The 1736-nt window shown below is 61.1% G+C and carries 1 protein-coding gene; it reads left to right on the plus strand.

Annotation, left to right across the window (positions count from 1 at the left end):
* Positions 1 to 338 precede the first annotated feature (338 nt).
* Positions 339 to 1538 (plus strand): CmlA/FloR family chloramphenicol efflux MFS transporter, encoded by a 1200-nt coding sequence (gene cml / locus JQC81_RS32265; protein WP_203275836.1) that lies wholly within the window; start codon positions 339 to 341, stop codon positions 1536 to 1538.
* The last annotated feature ends 198 nt before the right edge of the window (positions 1539 to 1736 follow it).

A 1736-nucleotide genomic window follows, 5' to 3' on the forward strand; every position in this document is an offset into this window, starting at 1 on the left:
TTCGCAAATGTGCCAGGAGCGGTCGTTCCACATGGTGCCCGATCAGAGCTGTCCGGTCCCGAGCAAGCTTCGTCTCTTCGCCAGTAGACTTATTGTCTTGGAGGACCTCGTCCAGGTTATCCCGCGAGGATTGTCGGCTCCAGGCCGACATGATAATCAACAGGCTCTCTTCTGATCTCGTATGAACCTGGAGCCGTGGCATGGGAGCCGAGCCCTCATCGGACAAGTAAGCCGCAACAACGCTTTCCTTGTTGTTGCGGCGTCTGTCGAACCGATCCCAGCCCATGCTGACAGCCAGATCGCCGCCGAATGTTCCTCATTTGAGCGGATGCCTCATCATGTCTCCAAAGCCCTCCGTGTGGGCCTATTCCCTGCCGACAGCGCTCCTGCTGATGGAACCCTTCGATATCCTCGCCTCCCTGGCCATGGATATCTATCTTCCCATCGTTCCGGCTATGCCCGGCATTCTCGGCACCAGCCCGGCCATCGTCCAGCTCACGCTGAGTCTCTACATGGTGATGCTCGGTCTCGGCCAGATCATCTTCGGGCCGCTCTCCGATCGCATCGGGCGGCGGCCGGTGCTGATCAGCGGCGCGATCCTGTTCGCAACAGCATCTTTCTGCCTGGCCTTATCCTCGTCTGCTATTCCCTTTGTGGCCCTCCGCTTCCTGCAAGCGGTCGGGGCCTCGGCAGCCATGGTGGCCACCTTCGCGACTGTCCGGGATGTATATGCCGACCGCCCGGAAAGCGTGGTCATCTACAGCCTGTTCAGCTCCATGCTGGCCTTCGTGCCTGCGCTGGGGCCGATCGCCGGGGCGATGCTCGCGGACAGCTTCGGCTGGCCCTCGATCTTCGTCACGCTGGGTGTTCTTTCCGTTCTCGCGGTCCTGCATGCCCTGCTCCGCTGGCATGAGACCCGGCCGGTGACGACCACCCCGTCACGACGATCGTTCCTGCCCATGCTCCGCAGCCTTGCGTTCTGGACCTATACGCTCGGGTTCAGTGCCGCCATGGGAACGTTCTTCGTGTTCTTCTCGACGGCCCCCCGTGTTCTTATCGACAGGGCCGGCTACTCCGAGCTGGGATTCAGCTTCGCGTTCGCGACGGCAGCAATCGTAATGATCGTCACGACACGCTTCGCCAAGCGGTTCGTTGCCCGGTGGAGGAACTCAGGCAGTCTCACGCGCGGCATGATGATGCTGCTCCTGGGCGCAGGGCTCCTGAGCATGGGTCAGGTTTTCGGGGTTCCATCTTTCTGGACGTTCATCGTCCCCATGTGGATCATGGCGATCGGTATCGTCTTCACCGTGTCGGTGACGGCGAACGGCGCTCTGGAGAAGTTCGGGGACATCGCCGGTTCGGCCGTGGCGCTGCATTTCTGCGTGCAGAGCCTGATCGTCAGCGTCGGCGGAACGCTGGTCGTGATCTGGTTGCAAGGCGACAGCGCATGGCCGCTTGCAACCTTCTCCTCGATCATGGCCATTCTCGTCCTAGGCGCCCAGGGATGGTTGCACCACCGAGGTCATGTACGGACGTGATCCAACGTGAAGTCGGGCAATATGCCCGACTTCACTGACAGATCCCAGAGAGATCAAGAGCCTCGGTCGCGGCCCAACTTCAGCAGGAGCCAATCCCGGGAGGCCTCCATCCCCGGCGACAGGGCCTTGGTTTTGAGTCACGTCAGCCACTAGGAGCCGGCCGAATTTTCGACGTTGAAGGGCTGCTTCGGGTCAAAA

Origin of the sequence: Microvirga arabica (assembly GCF_016811235.1) — a bacterium.
In the GTDB taxonomy this organism is placed as follows: domain Bacteria; phylum Pseudomonadota; class Alphaproteobacteria; order Rhizobiales; family Beijerinckiaceae; genus Microvirga; species Microvirga arabica.

Excerpts from the sequence above, each read along its gene's own strand:
- cml (WP_203275836.1), top strand. The coding sequence starts at position 339 with ATGTCTCCAAAGCCCTCCGTGTGGGCCTATTCCCTGCCGACAGCGCTC.